Annotated in this window: 16 protein-coding genes; 7 read left to right on the top strand and 9 right to left on the bottom strand. The window is 53.7% G+C overall.

The genetic code is table 11. The features are described from left to right. Nucleotides 1-147 precede the first annotated feature (147 nt). On the bottom strand, nt 148-2,643 hold the full coding sequence (locus KJS42_RS19665; protein WP_213623884.1) for a beta-mannosidase: 2,496 nt from the start codon (nt 2,641-2,643) through the stop codon (nt 148-150). A 135-nt stretch (nt 2,644-2,778) separates the two neighbouring features. Between KJS42_RS19665 and KJS42_RS19660 the strand changes: the two genes are divergently transcribed. Continuing rightward, on the top strand, nt 2,779-3,663 hold the full coding sequence (locus KJS42_RS19660) for a helix-turn-helix domain-containing protein (RefSeq protein ID WP_213623883.1): 885 nt from the start codon (nt 2,779-2,781) through the stop codon (nt 3,661-3,663). Nucleotides 3,664-3,679: 16 nt separating this feature from the next. Here the strand turns inward: KJS42_RS19660 and KJS42_RS19655 are convergent, their stop codons facing one another. The 5 genes from KJS42_RS19655 to KJS42_RS19635 form a co-directional block, all read right to left on the bottom strand. Further along, entirely contained in the window at nt 3,680-4,027 is a 348-nt protein-coding gene (locus tag KJS42_RS19655) for a hypothetical protein (protein ID WP_213623882.1), read from the bottom strand. Between the two features lie 93 nt (nt 4,028-4,120). Continuing rightward, a complete protein-coding gene (locus tag KJS42_RS19650) occupies nt 4,121-9,613 on the bottom strand; it encodes a S8 family serine peptidase (RefSeq protein WP_213623881.1) in 5,493 nt (1,830 codons plus the stop codon). A 173-nt stretch (nt 9,614-9,786) separates the two neighbouring features. Continuing rightward, a complete protein-coding gene (locus KJS42_RS19645) occupies nt 9,787-10,845 on the bottom strand; it encodes an NAD(P)/FAD-dependent oxidoreductase (protein ID WP_193415674.1) in 1,059 nt (352 codons plus the stop codon). A 129-nt stretch (nt 10,846-10,974) separates the two neighbouring features. Next, entirely contained in the window at nt 10,975-11,676 is a 702-nt protein-coding gene (locus tag KJS42_RS19640; protein ID WP_193415675.1) for a PIG-L family deacetylase, read from the bottom strand. Next, complete coding sequence (locus KJS42_RS19635) at nt 11,673-11,984, bottom strand: DUF1806 family protein (protein ID WP_155608326.1); 312 nt, start codon at nt 11,982-11,984, stop codon at nt 11,673-11,675. Before KJS42_RS19635 ends, KJS42_RS19640 begins: the two co-directional genes overlap by 4 nt. A 186-nt stretch (nt 11,985-12,170) precedes the next feature. On the opposite strand from KJS42_RS19635, the gene KJS42_RS19630 reads away from it, so the two are divergent. The 3 genes from KJS42_RS19630 to KJS42_RS19620 all read left to right on the top strand — a co-directional run bounded on the left by KJS42_RS19630 (nt 12,171) and on the right by KJS42_RS19620 (nt 14,973). Continuing rightward, nucleotides 12,171-12,515, top strand: coding sequence for an iron-sulfur cluster biosynthesis family protein (locus tag KJS42_RS19630; RefSeq protein WP_167521286.1), 345 nt, complete (start codon nt 12,171-12,173; stop codon nt 12,513-12,515). Between the two features lie 243 nt (nt 12,516-12,758). Beyond that, a complete protein-coding gene (locus KJS42_RS19625; RefSeq protein ID WP_193415676.1) occupies nt 12,759-13,676 on the top strand; it encodes an aldo/keto reductase in 918 nt (305 codons plus the stop codon). 91 nt (nt 13,677-13,767) lie between these two features. After that, complete coding sequence (locus KJS42_RS19620) at nt 13,768-14,973, top strand: MFS transporter (RefSeq protein ID WP_213623880.1); 1,206 nt, start codon at nt 13,768-13,770, stop codon at nt 14,971-14,973. A 191-nt stretch (nt 14,974-15,164) separates the two neighbouring features. Here KJS42_RS19620 and KJS42_RS19615 read toward each other — a convergent pair whose 3' ends face one another. Then, nucleotides 15,165-15,578 carry an NUDIX domain-containing protein gene (locus KJS42_RS19615; RefSeq protein ID WP_155608354.1) on the bottom strand — a complete coding sequence of 138 codons (414 nt, stop codon included), beginning with the start codon at nt 15,576-15,578 and terminating at the stop codon, nt 15,165-15,167. 201 nt (nt 15,579-15,779) lie between these two features. Here KJS42_RS19615 and KJS42_RS19610 point away from each other — a divergent pair, with 201 nt between their 5' ends. Next, nucleotides 15,780-17,687, top strand: coding sequence for an FAD-dependent oxidoreductase (locus KJS42_RS19610; RefSeq protein ID WP_213623879.1), 1,908 nt, complete (start codon nt 15,780-15,782; stop codon nt 17,685-17,687). A gap of 63 nt (nt 17,688-17,750) precedes the next feature. On the opposite strand, the gene KJS42_RS19605 is transcribed toward KJS42_RS19610, so the two are convergent. Then, complete coding sequence (locus tag KJS42_RS19605; RefSeq protein WP_213623878.1) at nt 17,751-18,335, bottom strand: TetR/AcrR family transcriptional regulator; 585 nt, start codon at nt 18,333-18,335, stop codon at nt 17,751-17,753. Nucleotides 18,336-18,459: 124 nt separating this feature from the next. Continuing rightward, nucleotides 18,460-20,112, bottom strand: a complete 1,653-nt coding sequence (locus KJS42_RS19600; RefSeq protein WP_239483506.1) for a methyl-accepting chemotaxis protein — start codon at nt 20,110-20,112, stop codon at nt 18,460-18,462. Nucleotides 20,113-20,518: 406 nt separating this feature from the next. On the opposite strand from KJS42_RS19600, the gene KJS42_RS19595 reads away from it, so the two are divergent. Next, nucleotides 20,519-20,704 (top strand): hypothetical protein, encoded by a 186-nt coding sequence (locus KJS42_RS19595; protein WP_155608333.1) that lies wholly within the window; start codon nt 20,519-20,521, stop codon nt 20,702-20,704. A 16-nt stretch (nt 20,705-20,720) separates the two neighbouring features. Then, nucleotides 20,721-20,969, top strand: coding sequence for a spore coat protein (locus KJS42_RS19590; protein WP_155608334.1), 249 nt, complete (start codon nt 20,721-20,723; stop codon nt 20,967-20,969). The last annotated feature ends 352 nt before the right edge of the window (nt 20,970-21,321 follow it).

Below are 21,321 nucleotides of genomic sequence, written 5' to 3'. Positions count from 1 at the left end.
CTCCGTTTACAAATTATTGAGTTGAAACTCATTGAGTTTAAACTCAATATAAATCCATTGAGTTGAATTGTCAACTTTTGGTTTTTGCTTCTCCAGAACACAAAAAGAGTGTTCCCATAAGGAACACCCCCACCTGTCTTCTGCAGGTTAAATATCGAACACGCTGCGAACGGTGAGTCGCTCTCGCAGCTCGGCTAGCTCCGCCGGGCGACTCATTGCCGATTTGAGGACGGTAACCGTCTTCTGTGCCCCGGCCGACAAATCGAAATAGTTATCGCTGAAAATCGCGTCCAGCTCCGTAACATCCAGCTCTACGAACCGAGCATACGCTTCTGAGGTTAGCGTTATCGTAAAGCGATCTTCTGCCTCCGTGATCACGGCTTGGATGCCCGGGTCAACGAACCCGAAGTGCTTTGGTTTCACGAACAGGACCGTGCTGCCGCTTACGATCTCGCCGTCTTCGACCCAAGCATATTCGAGGTAGGTCTCCCGCAGCTTCGCTTTGGTGTCCAGCTCTCCGGCAAAATCAAGCTGTTCCAGCTCCTTGCTGGTAAACGGTGGGATTTCCGCCATCCGCTCTCCTTGCCGGAGCACTTCGGAACGCGCATTCCACAGCGTCCAGACCAGTTGGCCTTTCGCGGTCCGCTTGCTTTCGTTGGATACGTGCAGCGCAACCCGCGTTCCTTCCTCGCAGGCGGATGCCAACACGGGGGCGAAGAAGCGCTTGGCCTCGTACTGCAACGCCTTCCATCGCCCGTAGTAGTCGATGCTCGACCAGGAGGCCACCGGCCAGATATCGTTGAGCTGCCAGTACAGCGCTCCCATACAGCGGCCCCGGTAACGTCGCCAATGCTCGACCCCGCAGCGCATCCCTTCAGCTTGGATCAGCTGGGAGGCATACAGCAAGGAGGAGAAATCCTTCGGATAACGGTACGTTTCCCCGATGTAGTAGAGAATTTTTTCGTTCCCTGTCCCGTTTTTCTGGTGGGATTCCATCACATACGAGAAGATGTTCCGGTCTTCAGGCAGCGTAAACGTCTCCACCGTCTTAAGCGACGGGAATGACTGCAGGCCGAACTCCGACATGTAACGCGGGTATAGCGTGCGGTAGGCGGTGAAAGGCTTTTTGCCGTGCCACACATCCCAATAATGCATGTCTCCGTAATTCTCGTCATTTGGCTTATCGAAGCTCCCCTTCGAGGACGGCGAAGCCCGCCAGTAGAACGTGTTCGGATCAATTTCCTTCGCGATCTCCGGCAGTAACACCTCATACATCTTGATGTAGTCCGCTTGCAGCTGCAGCGAGGTTTGCTCCGCCCAATTCCACTCGTCCCAAGCCAGCTCCTGTTCGTTATTCCCGCACCACAGCCCCAGCGAGGCGTGATGGCGCAGCCGCTTCATGTTGTCGATCGTCTCCTGCGTAATGTTCTCCTTGAATTCTTCGGTCAGCTCATAAACGCCGCACGCATACATGTGGTCCTGCCAAACGACAATCCCAAATTCATCGCATAGGTCGTAAAAATAATCCTCCGGATAATGCCCTCCGCCCCAAACGCGAATCGCATTAAAGTTGGCTTCGGCACAGCTGCGAATCAGCTGCTCCGTGCGCTCTCGGCTACGGCGCGGGAAGATGTTGTCCTCCGGAATATAATCCGCCCCCATGGAAAAGAACGGGATCCCGTTCACGACAAACTGGAACGATTCGCCCCATTCGTCTTCTTCCTGCAGCACCGTCAGGGTGCGCAGTCCAATGCGCAGCTCGCGCCGGTCCAGTTCTCGCCCCTGCTCACTCACTACGACCTCGACCTCATATAGTGGTTGCTCACCGAGCCCATTTGGCCACCACAATTCCGGATTTGGAATCTCCACCGGGATGTGTTGCTCCTGGAGAGTACCGTCCGGCCCCACCGTTAACGGCTCGTTTCGTTCCAGGACGCCGGTTTCAACCACGTTACCCGATGGGCTGGTCACACGTACCGTGATGCCCCGATTCCCTTCCGCCCAGCTGTCCGTCCGTACGCGCACGTCCAAACTGACCTTACCGGGTTCATGGGTTTGCGTGACGTACACGTCCTCGATCCGGGCGCGATCGTAACCCCGGACGGTCATCTTCCTCCAAATCCCGAGGTCGGGCAGCTGCGGTCCCCAATCCCAGCCGAACATCGAGTGCGCCTTGCGTAGATGCGATATGCCCGGTACAGCATCGGCGCAACCGATCAGCGGACGTTCCGCCTGTTTGCGCAGCACATATTCGACCGGCGATCGCAAGATCACGTAAATGTGATTTTCCCCAAGGGTCAGCAGCGACTTCATGTCTACCTCGTAAGTGCGATGCATGTTGTCGGCGTTTAGAATCGCTGTCCCGTTCAGGTACACCTCGGCCAGCGTGTCCAGCCCTTCGCAAAGCAGCACTACCCGGTCATGGTCCAGCGCAGACTCGTCCACAAGGAACGTCCGTTCATATTCGTAATCATATTTGGATAACTCAAGCACTTCGTACTCCTGATCACGGTAATACGGATCCAGCATTTGCCCGGCATTCAATAAATCGTAATAAACCGAACCCGGCACCGTCCCTGGGCTCCATTCGGTCTGGTCCAGCCGTTTCATCCGCCAAGCTCCGCCCAAATCGACAAGCAGCATCGTTTTGCCTCCTCATGTACTTTTTTATCCTGACTATGGTTTGATTGTACTAAAGAGGCTGGCTATTTTCTTGTATTGTGTTCACCCAAGTCATGTGCTATTTTAACATCAACTTATCATGGCGAGGTGTCATCCATGTTGAAATATACCGAGGAAAACTACATCGATCCGGAGGTGCCGGTCAACCCCTTTTGGGTGGAAAGCTTGTCCCAAGTATCGCCGGAGCATACTCATGATTTTTTCGAATTTTTCGTGATCGAGGACGGGAGTTGCCGCCATGTCGTTAATGGAGAGACCCAATGGCTGCGAGCAGGCTGCCTCGTATTTATAAGACCGGAAGATGTACATAAATATGAGCGGAACGGGGAGGAGGATTGCCGGTTTTACAATGTCCCCTGCCGCCATCGTTTGGTCAGCGAAGCGCTGGCCTATTTAGGGGAAGCGGAGATGACCGAACAGCTGCTGCAGTCGCCCACCCCCCGGGTCGCCATGCTGTCGCAAACGGAGGTCGGCGAATTCGTCGCCTTGTTCGAACGCATCAAGCTGTTGTCCAGCATCGATAAGCAGAAAGCTCGCATCGCTCTCAAAAGCGGGCTGATCGACCTTCTGACCCGCTACTTCTTCAACCCGGACCCGGTAAAGCAGGCGGAATTCCCACTGTGGCTGGAGTACGCCCTCGGCAAAATGCAGCTAAAAGACAACCTCCACCGCGGGTTACCCGCCCTGTATGAATTGTCGGGAAGGAGCGTTGGCCACGTGAACCGCGCCTTCCGGCAGTATTTGCAGCAGACCCCAACAGAATATCTCAATCAGCTCAAGCTGAATATCGCTCGCAATCTGTTGCTAACCACAGAGCTGCGCGTTGTGGAAATCGCTCTGGAGTGCGGGTTCGAGAATGTCAGCCATTTTTATCATCAGTTCAAAAAATGGTACCGCCAAGCTCCGCTGGACCTGCGCCGGAGTCGCCAAGCCGCCCCTAGGCCGACAGCCGGTCCCGGGGCAACGCGACAGCCGGAATAATTCCGGCTTTGCGCCGCTACTTTTTGTCCACCTGCATCAATGTGACTTGTTTGACGGAGAACGTCCCTGCCAGCTTGTCCTCGGGGATCACGTTCAGCTTCAAGAGTCCGGCTACCTTTTGCGCGTCCGCTTTGGAAATCAACCGCCATACTTCGGGATCCGGTAGCGCTTCGTAGAGTTTATGATCATCGTACTCCTTTCGTTCCTGATGGATCGTTCTGACCCGATAGCCTTCCACGTCCAGTTCCGAGATACCTTGCTCCCGAAAATGATCCAAAATATCCCCGCGCAAAGCGGCGAGCTCCTGCTCCGTTTCTTTCTGCAGCTGCTTCAGTTCATAATAGCGATGCACTTTCTGATCCATTTAACCACGCTCCTTCAGTGAGTTCGAAACCTACCTGATGTATATGAAAACCGCCGTCGGCATCATGCGCGCCAACGGCGGTTCGAAAGAAACTTATTTCGTAAAGTCCTTGAAGATCCGGTAAACGACGACGGCTGCTTCAGCTCGGGTCGTCGGCAATTCGGCTTCGAAGCGGTTCCCCGCTTTGCCTTTCATGATGCCAAGGCCCGTGACTTTGGCTACCGCCTCGGCGGACCAGGCCGGAATGTGGGCTTGATCGGCAAAGCCGGCAAGCTCCCCGGCTGCCCCCACAGATTGGCCCAATGCCTCCAGCGCCTTGGACAAGACCACTGCCATTTCGCCGCGGGTAATCGGGCGATCCGGCGCGAAGATACCGCTGGCGTAACCGCTGATCAGACCTCGGGAAGTCGCAATTTTCACGGCCTCCTCGTACCAGCTTCCGGCAGGAACGTCACTGAAGGAAACCGCGCTAGCCGCATTGGGATCAGCCTTCAGTTCCAGCGCCCGTACCAGCATGGATACGAATTCAGCGCGGGTCACTTGCGTTTCGGGATGGAAGCTGCCGGCCAGCGAACCGGCGAGAATGTCTTTCGAGGCCAGGATTTCGATGGCATCCACTGCCCATGCGTACTTCTCGGAAGTCACATCGATAAAGCTAACGTTTTTGGCCAGATAGATGTACCGGCTAAAGCCATACAGGCTGGCGACCACCTTACCGTCTTTCAATCGCCCAAAGAACGGGGTCAATTCTCCTTTGTCCCCCAGCTTGAACAAGCTGATTTTTTCCCCGTTAATGGTCCCGGGGTTCAATTCTGTGAGCGGGATCGCTGCTTCGGCTGGTTTGCTGAGCGTGACAGGTTCCAACGGTTTCCCGTCTTTCGTTAAAACATGAATGTCATAGTAGATGCCAAACGATTGAATGCCCTCCGCTAGCTTCAAGCCTTCCAGCAGCTTCTTCGTCTCCTCATCAGTCGCCGGCGTGACTTGGACGTAAGCGGCCTCCGGTGAAGTAATTGCGCCTGCAGGAATCGTCAGCGTAAACCCGTTCGGCAGTTTCACGACCGTAGGCTCGCCCGCCTTGATGGCTACGGCATCCTTAGGGATAACCGGTGAAGCTGGTGGAGCTGGCGTCGTTGTTGGCGTAGAAGTGGAACCGTCGCTGCTCGATCCTCCACCACCGCTGCCACCGCCATTACCTCCTCCGCCTCCGTTGTTAGGCGGGTCTGCCGCAGTGACCGTGACGGTCACGTGTTCCGCCAAACCTTGGTAGGTCACCTCGATGGAGGTTGAGCCGGCTTTCACAGCCGTGACTAAACCTGTACTTGAAACGGTAGCAATCTGCGGATTTTTCGATTCGTAAACCGCATCCGTCACGGTGGATTCTGTGCCTTCCACATCCTTATACGTAACCGTTAACTGACCACTGGTTCCGGCTTTCAAGGACAGGGAAGCTGGCATGACGGTCAACGACGGTTCTCCTGGTTCTTCATTGCTGGTGACGGTCACGGAGACGAATTTGGTGAGGCCTTCATGTTCAACCTCGATCGTCGTCGTTCCGGCCACCAGGCCCGTCACGTTCCCCGCATTCACTTCTGCGATCGTCGGTTCCGCTACACGATAAGCGGCGGCAGCCGTTACATCGCTTTCTGTTCCGTCTACCGCTTTATAGGTAACGGCGAGCGCTTGGCTCTCGCCTACTTGAAGTGTCAGCGTTCCTGGGCTCACTAGAAGTTCCGCCTGCTCTTCCCCACCTTCAGGGATGACGGTCACGGTTACGGTTCTTGAGAAACCTCCGTACACAACCTCAATCGTTGTCGTACCTTCCGCTACCCCGGTCACGTTGCCGTTGGTAACTGTTGCGATCAAAGGATCCGCTACGCGATATTCCGCTGTTTCCGTTACATCGCTTTCCGTTCCGTCTATCGCTTTATAGGTGACCGCGAGCGCTTGGCTCTCACCCGCTTGTAGCGTCAGACTTTCCGGGTTCACCCGAAGATCCGCCTGCTCTTCGCCACCTTCAGGGGTGACCGTGACGGCAACGGTTTTCGTCAGGCCTTCGTGCTCGACCTCAATCGTCGTCGTGCCTGCGGCAAGGCCCGTCACGTTCCCAGCATTCACTTCCGCTACAGTCGGATCCGCTACGCGATATCCCGCTGTTTGCGTAACATCGCTTTCTGTTCCGTCTACTGTCTTATAGGTGACGGCGAGCGCTTGGCTCTCGCCGGCTTGAAGTGTCAGCGTTTCCGGGCTCACTCGAAGCTCTGGCTGCTCTTCGCCGCCTTCGGCGGTCACCGTGACAGTAACGGCTTTCGTCAGGCCTTCATGCTCGACCTCAATTGTCGTCGTGCCTGCCGTAAGGCCCGTCACGATTCCAGCATTCACTTCCGCAATCGCCGGCTCAGTTACATGATAAACCGCTGCTGCCGTTACATCGCTTTCCGTTCCGTCCGCCGCTTTATACGTTACGGCCAGCGCCTGGCTCTCGCCCGCTTGAAGCGTCAGATTCTCAGGATTTATGAGCAATGCCGGTTCCACAGCGTGGTTATATCTAACGACATATGCCGGATCCCAATACCCATTCCCGGCCAAGTCATAGACGTAAACCTCGTAATAGTTGTCTCCAGGTACAACCGGAACATCAATTTTGAAGTTCCCTTGATTATCGATAGTTCCTATGCTCGTTTCGATATCGCCGTCGGCATTTTCAAACATTGCCTCAACGCCAATCACAACGTCCATATCCAGTCCGCCGGCGGTGACCAGATAATTGATCAGCATATCCTCCGTAACCTCGCCGTAAATGACCCCGGTCTGACCAGAGCTCTTCACTTTCAATGCCGGCTCGTTAAGCTTGGATACCGGTGCTGAGGTGTCGACGTAGAAGACGTATCTTGAGTCTTCCGAAGGAACCGACTCAAATTTGGACAGTCCGGTATAAGGGACCAATAAGTATTCGCTATCGGGAAGCGCGATTTCCTCATCGAATTCTCCGTAGATAATTCCGTCCCATCCGCGCAAAGTATAGCTTCCCGGATCAATGCCCGTATCTTCTTCAGCTACCACGCCCAGCCAATTCCCGTTCATATCATGCACTTCCAACGAGAAATACTCGGCATATTCGTTCACCGTAAACGAGATATCTGTGGTATCAAACAGCTCATCGTCGTTCGGCGAAATTGGGTTGTTCGACAGTTCTACGTCCGTCACAACATCCTGCTGCGGTGTATCGCCGACATAAACCGCTACCGGCAGTTTGATCTCATGTCCGGTCGTCGTTTCCGTCAAGATGACTTCGCCTTCGTATCGCTGGTTTGCCGCTTCTTCCGACACCGCAACCTCGACGTCGAAGCCGGTTTCCCCGCCCGCGCTTACCGCTGCTTTAGAAGCAGACAGTGTCAGGTCTATCGGTGAATTCCCATACCACTGCGAGCTAATTGCGTAATTCGAGGACTCGCCAGCAATATCTTTGACGATCACATGTTGTTCGGCAGAGAAGCCGTTACCGACGTACCCAAACGACAAGCTGCCCGTATAAAAAGTTTCCGGGGCCTCTCCATCAACGTAAGGCGTCGAATCCTCCACCATCGCTACCGCTTTGGCTTCGAGCACCTGATCCAGCGCGATCCGTCCGGCTCCCTGATCCATATGCGTATAGCGGTCACCGTTTCGATCGTTTAACTTCACTGTATTATTCATGAATAACGACTTGATTTCATAAGGCGTCAGGTTTGGATATTTCTGCGCTGCAAGTGCCGCCGCGCCCGTAACATGCGGTGCGGCCATGCTGGTGCCGTTTTGGGCGGCATACCAATCCTCATATTCCGGTACGCTGGAGCGGATGCTCATCCCCGGCGCGGAAATGTCTGGTTTGATGTCATATCCCGGTTTGGCCGGTCCACGCGAGCTGAATCCTGCCATAATATCTTCTTCTATCGTCGAACTGAACTCGGCGGACAACTCCTGCGCTTGCAGAGCGGTCCGAATTCGTTCTCCATAAGCCCCGGAAAGGGCGTACACCGGGATGTTAATCTCCACGTTCCCCAACGTCCCGCTTTCCAATGCTTCTGGCGCATTGTTAAACACAATTGCAGCCACGGCGCCTGAAGCTTGGGCGTTCAGGGCTTTATCCGCAAAGGAGATTTCGCCGCGTTTGATGAAGGCAATTTTACCGGTTAAATCCTTACCCGCATAATCTCCCGGCTTGCCTAACCCGACATCGACCAGCGGGTAAGAATCCGTCAAATTCTCGATTCCCTCCGACTTATCGAACGTCTCCATAAAGAAGCCTTCCTCGCCCATCGCCGCAATCTGCATGATCGGCGTGACGAGCGGCGGCTTGGAGGCGCCGACGGTAATTGCTAACTCCGAAGTGCCCGGATCACTAACGGTAGCAGACCCAGGTCCGGAGTTGCCGCTGGAGACGACGGCCACAACGCCCGCTTTCATCGCATTGTTGACCGCAATCGAATCGGCGGAGCGCTGGTTATTGGTCTCCGAACCCAGCGACAAGTTGATGACGTCCATGCCGTCCTCCACGGCCCGCTCGATTCCGGCGATCACGTCCTCCGTCGAACCGCTGCCGTAAGGCCCCAACACCTTATAAGCGTAAACCTCCGCTTCCGGCGCAACCCCTTTAACACCAGCCAGTTCGTCCTTACCGATGCCGCGTCCGGCTACGATGCCCGACACATGGCTGCCGTGCGAGGTATAGTAAGCTCTACCGTCTGAGTTGAATTCGGGTTGTCCCGAACTCAAGAAATCATCGTAAGTCGTTTCATAGGGATCATTATCCTCGTTGACGAAGTCATATCCCCAATATCCGTCAGGAATGGCTTCCGCCAAATCGGGATGGTCCTTGGCTGCGCCGGTATCGATCACGCCGACCTTAATGCCTTGGCCTTCGGTCCCTTCCTCCCAGAACGACCCGCTGCCGATGAATGACACGCTGTCCAACGGTGCGGCCGGAACCTCTTCTGCCTCGGTTGCATAAACCGTCTCATTCGGGTATACCGCCTTGACGCCCGGAAGCTTCAGCAGGCTTTCCACCTCGTTAGCGGGAATCGTCAACGAATACCCATTGAAAATATGTTCGTATTCGCGGTGAATGTTCGCCTTCAGCTTACTAACCGCCTGCGTCTTGAACGTTTGCTGTTGCAAATCGATCGCTTTTCTGTGAGAGCTCAGCGACTGGCTCGAACGCGCTTTGCTCTGCGAAACTTCAAACACCTTCAAAGGCGCTTCCTGTAACTCGACGATCACCGTCGTTGGTTCGCTGCCGTCCGTAAGCGGCACGAAGTTTTGCGGCTGAGCCGTAGACGCCACGGCATCCCGGCGCTCCAGAGTTAATCCGTTGTCCACAGCGGAGGACTGCCCGGAAACTTGCCGTTTCTCTCTACCGCTGAGCTGAACCTTCGCGGCTTGATCCCGCAGCACTTCCTGGGTCACGGCATCCTGATTCAGCCGGGGAATGCCTTCCCTCCTTCCGTCGGCTCCCGCCAAAGCGCCGCCTTCCGCTCCCGCCATCGGTAGCAGCAGCGTAAACGCCAGGATGAAGCTTAAGATTCCTGCGACGACTCTCTTGCTCAAACTCTCATCTCCCTCACCATTCATAGTTTTCAAGGAGCCTATACAAGCTGATACCTTTATATCTATTGGTGAGGTTTCAATATATTCCCATTCTCAAGGTAAGAAAGCATAATAAGGATAAAAAAATACGCCCACCCATTTAAGGTAAGCGCATCCATATCAAGTAGATTCGGTCAATCTGCCAGTGCGGCAAACAGCTGCTTCTTCAGTTCCCGATTTTTCTCCACGAAGAGATCATTATGCGAAGAGACCATCCCGTAAGCCTCCGCCTCGGGGGTGATATACTGTTTGGCCCGGTTTACGGCATTGGCTGCATCCTGGAAAGCCCCGGCGATCAAATGCAGCTTGCCCTCATAAGCCAAGATATCCCCGGCTGCAAAAATCCCCTCCACCGAAGTTTCGCTCAGAGGAGTTCCGGCGACCCCGTATTCGTTAGCCATGTTCATCTGAATTTCGCTATTGTCCAGCAACGCTTTATCCCGTTCATATCCATGACTCACGACGACCTCATCGATTTCCAGTTCGACGATGGAGCCATCCTCATGATTTTGAATCCAGACGCTGTGGATCGTCTCCCCGCCCTTAGCCCCGGTCAATTTCACAATCGACGTGTTCAGCAGGCAAGCCACATTATTCCTCAACAGCTTCGATATCTCTGCCTCGTGGCCTTTCAGCGCTTCCTTACGATAAGTCAAATACACTTTCTTCGCAATCGGAGCCAGCTCGTTCGCCCAATCGATTGCCGTGTTCCCTCCGCCTGAAATCAGCACGGTTTTCCCTTTGAACCGGCCCAGCGATTTCACCGTATAATGGAGGTTCGTCACTTCAAACCGTTCGGCCCCTTCGATTTCGAGCTTCGTGGGTTTCAGGATCCCGCCTCCAATGGCAAGGATGATCGTCTTGGAATAATGTACGGTGCCCGATGCGGTGTGCAGTGAGAACGTACGATCTGCGTTTTGAGAAATCGACGTCACCTTCTCCCCAAGCACGACTTCCGGCTGGAACGTCAATCCCTGCTGGATCAACTGTTGAATCAGCTGTTCCCCGGTAACCGGCGTCAGGCCGCCGATGTCCCAGATCATTTTCTCCGGATATACATTCACCTTGCCGCCGAGAAAAGGCTGATATTCGATCAGCTTCGTTCTCATCTCGCGCAAGCCGCTGTAGAAGGCGGAATATAAACCTGCAGGTCCTCCTCCGATAATCGTGACATCAAACACGGTTTGTTCCATCGTCGCAACCTCTCCTTTTGCTCACATAAGGAAGTGAAATTTCACTAGGATGGAACCATCGTATCATATCTAATTGAGAATGAAAATCATTATTATTGGAAAAATGCACCTGGAACCGTCGATTCGATCTTAACTAAAAAGCGAATCCTTCTCCGGCTGCGACTGGCTGCCGCGGATAAAATATTCATAGCGGCCAAAGTTCCGCAGCGCTTTGTCATCCCGTTGCCATACCCATTCCATCAGCTCCGATTGGCAGCGGTGAGCGCGGAAGGCAGCCAGCTTAGCCTTCAAATGCTCTTGTACATCCACGCGGGCGATGTCGCCTGCGGTATAGCCGTACTTGTCCGGCTGCAGCATCATGTCGCCGAAGGAAACAAAATACAGCGCACCTTGCTTGTACCGACGAAACGCTGCCGTCGTCGCTTTACCGATCGCGCAGTGGTCCGGGTGTCCACCCAATGTCTCGTGGAACGTAAGTACCACGTCGGGCCGGAGATCCCTCATCAGTTCCTCGATCCGTCCGATGAGCAGTTCCTCGTTGATGAACTCGACCGTTTTATCGCGGATATCGAGAAATTTCAATTCGTATACGCCCAAATGGTCGCACGCCTGACGCAGCTCGATTTCGCGAGCTGCCGCCAACGTCTCCCGGTTTAAATAGGGCGGATTCCCCATCCGCCGCCCCATTTCGCCGCGGGTTGCACTCACCACCGTGACCTCCACACCTTCGGCGGCGTATTTGGCTAACGTACCTCCGCAAATAAACGACTCGTCGTCAGGATGGGCAAACACCGCCAGCAGCTTGCGTCCCATAGTATGTTGTGTATTCATTCCGGAAACGGCTCCCTTCCCAAATGCAGTGCAACGTCCATACGTCCCTTGTCGTCAAAGCCCTCTAGCAGGAGACGTCCTTGATCGTCAAGCTCTAAATGGGTCAGCCCTTCGATGCGCAGCCAACCCTGGCCGTCAAATCGCAATGCCGCCCGGTAAGGTCCTTCCCCGGCAATAAAGGCATCGGTCAGGTTCACCTTGAAATTACGGACAAACAGATACGATGTAGCTTCACTATGCAGATACACGTCCGATCCGACAAAAGCATTCAGCAGATCTTCCGCATGTTTCTTCTCAATGAGATTCATGTGGGCACGCAGTCCTTTTCGTTGTAATTTTGGCTATCGAAATCACAGTAACTATTATACGCTCAGGGTCTGGTTGCACAAGTGACTTTTCCCCGGTTGACAACCCCCTTTAAATTGATTATTATTAAATTGTAAACAATATAATTTTATGAAATTTAAAATACAAACTAAAGGATGTGTGTCGGAATGAGAGTAGACATGACGAATGATACGAAAGTGAAGCTGCAACAAACTCTGGGCGACCGGCCTGGATACTTCAAGCTGATCGGTGAATCGGAAGGGTGCAGCGCAGCCGGCGTTTATTCGCTGCATCTGATCAGCGAGCCGCTCCCCACCGACATCGCGTTTGAATCGGGCGGCTTCACCTTCTTGGTGGATCGCCAGCAGGAAATTTTGTTCGATGACGTGATGCGGTTGCTTGCCCATGACCCCTTCCCAACTTATCGTTTAAGCAGCGATTCGATGTTATACAGCAACAATGTCGTGCTGAAAGACAAACGCGTCGCCGCTCCTAGCGAAACCGTTCGCTAACTCTAAGATGTTCCTATTCCTTTCCGCTTTCGGCTGCCGGGATTCATGACCCGGCGGCCTTTTGGCTATTCTCCCCGGGCTCTTTCTTCCGCTCTTGAAACCATCGTCCTTCTATGTCACAATGATGGGGGCATCCAGGCACCCATAACGTCCAGTCCGTATGGATTGTTGCTTCTATCCGATTACATAGCTGCCCGGGTGACCCGTTCATCTATACCTATTCAACTGAGGAGGATCCGACTAATGAAGACCATCAAGCTGGGAACAAGCACGCTGGAAGTCCCCGTCATCGCCGTCGGCTGCATGCGCATCAACTCGCTGGACAAAGCCGGTGCGGAACGTTTCGTACAAACCGCGTTGGAAGAAGGCGCTAATTTCTTCGACCATGCGGATATATATGGAGGCGGCTCCTGCGAGGAGATTTTCGCCGATGCGATCCACATGAACCCGGAGATTCGGGAGAAAATCATCCTGCAATCGAAATGCGGCATCCGCCAAGGCTCCTTCGACTTCTCGAAAGAGCACATTTTGTCCTCGGTGGACGGCATTTTAAAACGCCTGAACACCGAATATCTTGACGTGCTGCTGCTGCATCGTCCGGATGCCCTCGTAGAGCCCGAGGAAGTTGCCGAAGCGTTCGACCAATTGCATACCGCGGGCAAAGTACGTCATTTTGGCGTATCCAACCAGAACCCGATGCAAATCCAACTGCTGCAAAAATACGTTAAACAGCCGATCGTCGCGAATCAGCTTCAGCTGAGCATCACGAACACCACGATGATTTCGGCCGGCATTAACGTAAACATGGAAAATGAAGCCGCCGTCAACCGCGACGGCAGCGTGCTGGACTTCTGCCGTTTGAACGACATCACGATCCAACCTTGGTCGCCGTTCCAATACGGATTCTTCGAGGGAGTCTTCCTCGGCAACGAGAAGTTCCCTGAGCTGAATCAGAAGATTGACGAAATCGCCGCGAAATACGGCGTTACGAACACAACCATTGCCATCGCGTGGCTGCTGCGCCACCCGGCCCAAATGCAGCCGGTGATTGGGACGATGAACATCGATCGTTTGAAGGACTGCATCCAAGCCGGCGAGATCCGCTTGACCCGCGAAGAGTGGTACGAAATTTACCGCGCTGCGGGCAACATTTTGCCATAAGCCAAGTCGTCCCTACGCGAAACAACCTAAGCCCTGTTTCTTACGGACTTAGGTTGTTTTTTTGCCAAAATTCCCGAAAGGAGGCGTTCCTATGCCATCCGGAAGCACACCAATTCGGTTGAGTCGGTTTCTGGTGTTGACCCTGGCCGTCACCGCCGGCATCGCCGTGGCGAATCTTTATTATATCCAGCCGCTGCTGGCGGAAATCGCCGCCGCGTTTCACGTCACGCAAGCCCAGGTGGGTTATGCCGCCACCTTGACCCAAGTCGGATATGCGCTGGGGATGCTGATGATCCTGCCGCTGGCCGATATCCGCGAGAAGAAATCGTTGATCCTGTTCATGCTCCTCTGCTCCGCCGGCGCCTTGTTATTTCTGGCGTTTGCCTGGAACAGCACCGTGCTAAGCATTGCTTCCTTCGCCGTTGGCTTCACTTCCATTGTGCCTCAACTGATCGTACCGCTCGCTGCGCAGCTGGCCGACCCGAAGGAACGCGGCCGAATCATCGGCACCGTCATGAGCGGACTCTTAATCGGGATTCTCGTCTCCCGGACCTTCAGCGGACTCGTAGGCGAATACCTTGGCTGGCCGTCCGTCTATTTCATCGCCTCCGGTCTCATGATCCTTCTGGCTGGCTTCCTGACGTTTCGTCTACCCAAATCCCCGTCCACGGCATCGGCAGGTTACGGGGCTTTGTTCCGCTCGATGGCCTCGCTTATCAAAGATCTACCCCTACTCCGAGAGGCGTCGCTGAACGGCGGCATGATGTTCGCCGCGTTTAGCGTGTTCTGGACGACGCTGTCGTTCCTGCTGGCCGAACCCCGCTTTGGGCTAGGCCCTGACGCGGCCGGTCTGTTCGGGCTCATCGGCGTCGTCGGGGCTCTGGCCGCTCCGGTTGCCGGGCGGATGGCCGACCGGCGCAGCCCGCGCTTCACCATTGGCATCGGCATGGGCGCGGTCATCCTCGCCTACGTCTGCCTGCTGGGCTTCGGCTACGTCCTGGCGGGGCTGGTTGTCGGCGTGATCCTGCTTGATCTCGGTGTCCAATCAACGCAGATCTCCAACCAGGCCCGCATCCACGCCATCAGCGACGAAGCCCGCAACCGCATCAATACGATTTACATGGTTTCGTATTTCGTCGGCGGTGCCCTCGGCTCCTGGGTCGGCTCGTTCAGCTATGTGCATTTCGGCTGGACCGGCGTGTGCATCGCCGGCCTGCTAACGCAGCTCATCGCCGTTTATGCGCAGGTGCGCGGGCGCCGGCGCGAGCTGGGTAGTAGATCGGAAGCACCGGCATAACGGAATCTAGGAACCTTATTGCCCCATTTTCCGGTGATATTTCGTCCTAAGGGAACGCAAAGACCCTATTTCGCTCTAAATCACGTCCATGCAGGTGATTTGGAGGAAATAAGGTCTTCCACTTCCGTTAGGACTCCCATCATGCGAAATGGGGCTAAATAAGGTCGCTGAGTTCCGTTACTAGTCCCAGCCTACTCCCTTCTCTGTAGCGCCTCAATTGCTGCCGCGGTGAAACTGGCCAGCTTGTCCGGCAAACGATTCAATGGGAACCACTCCATCGCGCCGATGGCTCCCCCTTCCTCCATATTCCGAAGCTCGCCACCGACAACCACCGCTTCGAATATCACCGAAACCCAGTGCTCCATCTTTTCCGGCCGAATCGTCTCCGCCGTACACAATAGCCCCGTTACCTCGATATCGAGGTTTACCTCTTCCTTGATTTCCCGCACGACACCATGCTCCATCGTTTCGTACAAATCGATTTTTCCACCGGGGATGCTCCAAGTGTCCTTTTCCGGTTCCCGATTGCGCAGCACCATCAGGATCTCCCCCTGGTCGTTCCGAATCACTGCACCTACCCCCAACCGTGGGACGGCAGTTTCCATTGTTTTCATGCGTTTCTCCACCTCTCAACAGTACACACCCAAGTAGATTACCGGGTTCTATTATAAAGTAAAAACCTTTTGCTTATTTTGTGAATTATTTCACTTTAATGTGCGAGGAATCGCGCTATTCTGATACTGACCACGGTCACTGACTTCGGTCATCGAACGCGGACAAATCAAGATTGAAGGGGAGTTTGGGCTATGAAATCTTGGATTAAGTCGGTAACAGCGGGCTTATTAGGCCTAGCGCTGGTCCTCGGCGGCGCACAAATCGGTAGCAAAGCTGTCAGCGATGTCAATGCCGCAGCGGCACAAGGTGCAAGCAGCAAGACGGGCACCGCAACGGAAAAAGGCTTTGGCGGAGATGTCAAAGTGGCCTTAACCGTCGACGGCAAGAAAATCACCAATGTAACGATTCAAGCGGACAAGGAAACGCCGGAAGTCGGAGGCGCGGCCGCGAAGAAGCTGCAGGAGCAAATAGTAGCTAAGCAAAACGTTGAACTGGACGCTATCGCCGGTGCATCCCACACCTCGGCCGCCGTAATGGCCGCCGCTAAAGCGGCGCTGGCGCAAACCGGCCTGAAGCCTTCTGATTTGCAAACGGTTACGACGGGCGGCAAGGTACATACCGCTACGGCGGACGTCGTCGTCGTTGGCGGCGGCACATCGGGAACGGCCGCTGCACTGGCCGCAGTTCAAAACGGCGCGAAGGTGATCGTGCTGGAGAAAACCTCCGCGATGGGCGGTCTCTTAAACTACGCGATGGGCATCGCCGGTACGGAAACCTCCCTGCAAAAGAAAGCCGGAGAAACCGTAACGACCGAATACCTATTTAACTATCTGGAGAAATACAACCATTACCGCAGCAATGCCCCGCTGCTCAAGGCCGTTCTCAACAAATCGGGCAGTACGATTGATTGGCTGCAGGCCAACGGCATCGGATTGCGGCTGAGCCTTGGGGTCAACCAGAAGCTGCACGTCGATTCGCCAAAGACGTATCACCTGTGGACGAACGCGAAAGCAGACTTTGCCAAGCTGCATGAACGGATGCAAAAAGAACTCGGTGTCGACGTCCGCTTCAACACGACCGGACAGTCGTTGATCACCGATGCGAAAGGCCGCGTCACCGGCGTCACCGCCACCATGGAGGACGGCAGCACCCTGAAGGTGACGGCGAAGAACGTCATCCTGGCCAGCGGCGGATTCGGGGCCAATGAAGAGATGTTCAAAGAGAAAACGAAGGTGAATTATTATAACTATTACGGGTGGGGGAACAAAGGCGAAGGCGTGAAAATGGCCTGGGCGATCGGTGCTGACGAAATCGGCAGCGGCGTGATCCAAATCCACCTGGGCGACCTGTCGGGGACCAAAGGGATCTTCGAAAACTACAACGGCCGTCCGACCTTTACCGTTAAAGACCTTCCGCTGTTCTGGGTGAACAAAGAAGGCACCCGGTTCGTGGACGAAGGGGTCGTGTATGACAACGTGCTGTGGGGGAATGCCGCTTACTCCGTGGGCGGCGAATATTTTGCCGTGATTGACCAAGCTACCGTGGACAAGCTGACCAAAGAGGGTAGCAGTTTGTGCGGCGCTTATCAAGTCAATGGGGACGGCTTATTTGCCCAAGGGCGCAACGACGTTACCAAGCTGAAGACTGCACCAATTAAAGATTTGCAATCTGATCTTGAAACATTCGCCAAAGACGGCGTTGTCGCCATCGGCAAAACGCTAGACGATTTGGCTGCCAAAACCGGCATGAACGCAGCGAAACTGAAATCGTCGGCACAAACCTACAACCAAGCCGTAGCAGCAAAAAAGGATACATTGTATTACAAGGACCCGGCTTACCTTCAATATAAGATTGAAAAAGGTCCGTTCTACGCCATCCGCGTCAGCGGTTCGACCTATGGGTCAATCGGCGGCGTACGCGTTAATGAAGACCTGCAGGCTTTGACCGCAGAAGGTAAAGTCATTCCTGGCCTTTATGCGGTTGGCAACGATGCTGGTGGTTTGTATGACAACAGCTACCCGGATGTGGAAGGCTTAACGATGGCCTTTGCCGTCAACTCCGGCCGAATTGCCGGTGAACATGCGGCCTCCCACAAATAGCAAGGATACAAGCAAAACAACCCGTTCCTCCGCGATACTGCGGGGAAACGGGTTGTTGTTATTTCATGAACGGATCGCATTCATCATAAATTCGAAATAATCTATGCCTTCCTGCATCAAGTCGTAACATTCGCTGTCGGCGATCCAATAGCGGACTAAACCGAGATTGCCGTCCGACCAGTAATGGCCGATTTTCTCCGGATTCAGCTCCTTGCGGAAAGCCTCCTGCTCTTGCCCCAGGCGGATATAACGCTCAATAAAGCTGTTATGCAAGTCGGACACGTCTCCGCTGGAGAACTGAATCGTATGGATGATTTTGAAGATCTCCCGCGACATTGCCGGCCCGCATTCCATGACCGTTTGGAAATACATCCGGGTATACTCCCGAAGTTGCGGCTCTGCCGGCTGCGTAACATCAACTTCCAGACCGTGGAACAAACGGACGTTAATGTCCTTCAGAATTTCGATTGCAATCTCGCTCTTGGAGCTGAAATGGGTATAGAATGAACCCTTGGCCACCTCGCTCTTCTGGCAAATCTGCGAGATCGTGACCTCGTCGTATCCATAGGCCGTAATCAACTCAATCGAATTCCGCAAAATTTTCTCTTTGGTGAGCAGCGATTGCTGCTCCCTTTTTTTCAATCCCATGAGCTTGCCCCTCATTATCGATGATCATCCTACCCGCAACTTATCGTTCTACAACTCTTGTACCAGTGTAACGGATGTTTTGCTTGGGAGGCAAGTTCAGCACACTTCAGGCAGCGGTTTCGAATTAGAACTTAAATTGTCCCACCAAACCATTCAAATCGTCGGCGATTTCCTTCATCTCCCCGGTCGAAGCGGACACCTGCTCCATGCTAGCCAGCTGCTGCTCAGTGGAAGCGGAGATTTCCTCGGTAGCCGCAGTGGATTCCTGCGCGATGGAAGAGATGCTTTCGATGGTGCCGATCACTTCGTTTTTGTCGTGATTGACTTGAGTGATGCCGTCTATCAGTTCCTGCATCCCTGCGATCATATGATGAATCGTCTGGTCGATTTGCCGGAACGCCTTCCCGGTTTCCTGCGACACCTCACTTGTGCGGGTAATCACCTCGGCACCTTGCTGCATAAACTCTCGGGTTTTCGCAACCGCGGCGGCCACTTCCCGAACCATCTCCTCGATCCCTTGCACCGAACCCGTCGTTTGTTCGGCCAGCTTGCGGATCTGCTCCGCCACGACCGCGAACCCACGTCCTTGTTCTCCGGCTCTGGCGCTTTCAATCATAGCGTTCAGCGCCAACAGATTGGTTTGCTCGGAGATCGCCTTGATCACGGTCGTGACCTGAGTGATCGCTTCCGATTTATCGCTGAGATCGTTGACCTGCTCTTCGATATTGATGGTTACTTCCGCGTTTTCGCGGATCGCCTTCTGCAAATGCTTCATGCTGGTCATGGTTGTTTGGTTCGCTTCTTGGGTTTCCTCGATGCTGGTCTTCATCTCATCTGCCCGCCCGGTGAGCGAAATGATCTCCTCCGCCAATCGATTTAACCGCTCCAACCCTTCCTGTGCGTTTAACGCCAGGTCTCCCGACCCCGCCGCCAGCGCATCCGTCGCGGTCGAAATTTCTTTTGCCGCCTGCGAGCTCTCCCCGATCATAACCGAAAGCTGCTGCGAACCGGACGTGACCTGACCCGCGCGAAGCTGGATGTTCTCCATCATCCCGCCCAGCTTGCTGCGCATATGCGCCAAATCTGCCGCCATTCTCCCGATCTCATCCTCACTATCATGTACGAACTCCTCCGAGAAATCCCCGGCGGCATAGCTTTTGATACGCTTGGACATCATCGTGATCGGCCGGATCATCCGGCGTCCCATGAACAAGCCCAAGGCAACCGCTAACAGTAGAATTGCAAGTGAAATAAAGATCGTCTCTTTCAGTGCTTCCCGGATCTGACCATACATGCTTTCCAGCGAGATCCCCACATTTAGTGCGCCGGAGAGCTCCTTGCTGTATGTAAAATCTGTCGAGATGTTATAAACCTTCTCCCCGCCGGCCGTTTCCAAGATACTGCCTTGGGTCTCCTGATTGGAAACCACGGTGGTTAAATCCGTGTTCGTTGATGTTGCCGAGGCCGAAGCCGTAGCGTCCGTCGCCTCAGCATCGTTCCCTTCCTGGGTCCGGCTATTGTCGGACACGATTAAATTCCCCTTCGCATCGGAGAGGGAGATATACACGATGTTGCCTTTTCCCTCCTCTTTGATCGTCTGGAATACCTTCTGAAGTTGGCCCATGTCCAGCAGCTCGTTGCTAACGATCTCGCGTTTGATATTCGTTACGAGGGTGGTCCCGTCACTTCTCATTTGGCTGGTCATCGATCTTTGCACCTCATAATAAGACACCAAAGTGAAGGAAACGGCGCATACTACCATTAGCAACACGATCATTCCCACCAATTTGCCGATTAGCGAACGAAATCTGAATCTCTTGAACCATCGGAATGGATTTCCTAGCCTGAACATTATAATTCCACCTTTGATATTATTTTCACATAGAGGACGACTTCAACAACGCTTGCATAATTGTCAATTAATACAAATGAGGTTATCTTCCTAATTTTAACCAAAATGAATAATATCACAGTGACTATTTTAATAGTTCATATGGCACGGAATAGAGGACCTAAGTCCTGCGTGTAAAAATTACAAATCCTAGGGAACCCGGCTAACCCAATGGCCGTCACCAATTATTCACCACCCTGACCTTTTTTTTCGGGGATCACGAGCTTATTGCATATTTGTCCCGGTTTCGCAGACAATAACCAGCGAATACCAAATGAAAGGAGCAGATCACATGTCCCAAATCAACCAACAGGAGCTGCAGAGCCTGCGGCACCTGATCGGCGCACATGAAACGGCACATCAAAAAATGCTCACCTACGCGCAGCAGTCCGTCGATCCGCAGGTCAAAGCCTACTTTCAAAAATCGGCCCAAGACGCGATGAACACCAAGCAACAGCTGATGTCATTTTTGAATTAGGGAGGAACATTAGACAATGATGCAAGATAAAGAAATGGTGAACGACGCGTTGTCCATGGTCAAGAGCAGCTTGACTACTTACAGCAGCGTCATTTCGGAGTGCGCCAATCTCCAGCTGAGATCCACCGTTCAACAAATCCGGGACAATTGCGAAAAATCCCAATACGAGCTGTTCCAACTGGCCGAGTCCAAAGGTTTCTACCAGCCGGCGATGATGGCGGACACTCAGGAAGTACAGCAAGTGAAGTCGCAGCTTGGCAGCTGAAGAGGAGTCCCCCTGCAGAAGCACGACAAGTAGCAAAAAGCTTCCTCGCATCTTTTTGATGCAGGAAGCTTTTTTACGGTTTTTATCTCCTTAGGGCGAAAGGAGGGGACAAGCCACAGATGTATGCGAAAAATCGAATACGTTTCAGTAATTTCGGCGATATTAGCCAATTGTATATGAAATTTCATACTTATTAGCACATCCGAAAGACATAAGCCTAGAATCCGGCCAGGCCCCCGAATATTGGACACTTTAGGATCAAACCTTAGTTCGGCTCAACTATACGGCGATTCTAAACGCGTTTACTTCGTTTCTCTCCAGTTTCACTGCAAATTCAGCGGGAGAGTAGCCA

Origin of the sequence: Paenibacillus sp. J53TS2 (assembly GCF_018403305.1) — a bacterium.
Lineage (GTDB): Bacteria > Bacillota > Bacilli > Paenibacillales > Paenibacillaceae > Fontibacillus > Fontibacillus rhizolycopersici.
The sequence above is the reverse complement of the archived record's forward strand: the minus strand, read 5'-3'. Positions and strand labels throughout refer to the sequence as shown.

Coding starts and splice junctions, on each gene's coding strand:
- KJS42_RS19665 (WP_213623884.1), bottom strand. CDS start 2,643: ATGCTGCTTGTCGATTTGGGCGGAGCTTGGCGGATGAAACGGCTGGAC.
- KJS42_RS19660 (WP_213623883.1), top strand. CDS start 2,779: ATGTTGAAATATACCGAGGAAAACTACATCGATCCGGAGGTGCCGGTC.
- KJS42_RS19655 (WP_213623882.1), bottom strand. CDS start 4,027: ATGGATCAGAAAGTGCATCGCTATTATGAACTGAAGCAGCTGCAGAAA.
- KJS42_RS19645 (WP_193415674.1), bottom strand. CDS start 10,845: ATGGAACAAACCGTGTTTGATGTCACGATTATCGGAGGAGGACCTGCA.
- KJS42_RS19640 (WP_193415675.1), bottom strand. CDS start 11,676: ATGAATACACAACATACTATGGGACGCAAGCTGCTGGCGGTGTTTGCC.
- KJS42_RS19635 (WP_155608326.1), bottom strand. CDS start 11,984: ATGAATCTCATTGAGAAGAAACATGCGGAAGATCTGCTGAATGCTTTT.
- KJS42_RS19630 (WP_167521286.1), top strand. CDS start 12,171: ATGAGAGTAGACATGACGAATGATACGAAAGTGAAGCTGCAACAAACT.
- KJS42_RS19625 (WP_193415676.1), top strand. CDS start 12,759: ATGAAGACCATCAAGCTGGGAACAAGCACGCTGGAAGTCCCCGTCATC.
- KJS42_RS19620 (WP_213623880.1), top strand. CDS start 13,768: ATGCCATCCGGAAGCACACCAATTCGGTTGAGTCGGTTTCTGGTGTTG.
- KJS42_RS19615 (WP_155608354.1), bottom strand. CDS start 15,578: ATGGAAACTGCCGTCCCACGGTTGGGGGTAGGTGCAGTGATTCGGAAC.
- KJS42_RS19610 (WP_213623879.1), top strand. CDS start 15,780: ATGAAATCTTGGATTAAGTCGGTAACAGCGGGCTTATTAGGCCTAGCG.
- KJS42_RS19605 (WP_213623878.1), bottom strand. CDS start 18,335: ATGGGATTGAAAAAAAGGGAGCAGCAATCGCTGCTCACCAAAGAGAAA.
- KJS42_RS19600 (WP_239483506.1), bottom strand. CDS start 20,112: ATGATCGTGTTGCTAATGGTAGTATGCGCCGTTTCCTTCACTTTGGTG.
- KJS42_RS19595 (WP_155608333.1), top strand. CDS start 20,519: ATGTCCCAAATCAACCAACAGGAGCTGCAGAGCCTGCGGCACCTGATC.
- KJS42_RS19590 (WP_155608334.1), top strand. CDS start 20,721: ATGATGCAAGATAAAGAAATGGTGAACGACGCGTTGTCCATGGTCAAG.